The organism is Marinobacter confluentis, assembly GCF_004785685.1.
Lineage (GTDB): Bacteria > Pseudomonadota > Gammaproteobacteria > Pseudomonadales > Oleiphilaceae > Marinobacter > Marinobacter confluentis.
The window spans coordinates 1-308 of the sequence record NZ_SRPF01000061.1 but is presented as its reverse complement, the minus strand read 5'-3'; the positions used below and the strand labels follow the sequence as shown (position 1 = coordinate 308).

Annotated in this window: 1 pseudogene; it reads left to right on the top strand. The window is 52.6% G+C overall.

Annotation, left to right across the window (positions count from 1 at the left end):
* Window positions 1-308: pseudogene (locus E5Q11_RS17820) on the top strand (ATP-dependent zinc protease); the annotation flags it as partial.

Below are 308 nucleotides of genomic sequence, written 5' to 3'. Positions count from 1 at the left end.
GCTATTTCATGGTGGAAAAAAAGGACATCGACCAGCTGGCTCAGTCGGTTTCTGAGCAGAGCGAACGCATCACCAGCCTTGAGAACGAAGCGTTAACCCAGTTTGGTTCAATGGCAATGATGAACCAGGCAAATACCGAGACGATTCTGGAAGCCATCAGCGAACAGGCAGAGCAACTCAGCTGCCCACCGGTCCCCGAAAAACCCGCCTGCACAGTCACCCCGAAAAATAATCAGGCTGCCAATCAGGGCCGTACAGATCGCCTGAAGGGCAAAGTGGTGGTTGGTGAGCTGGAAAATTTCTACCTG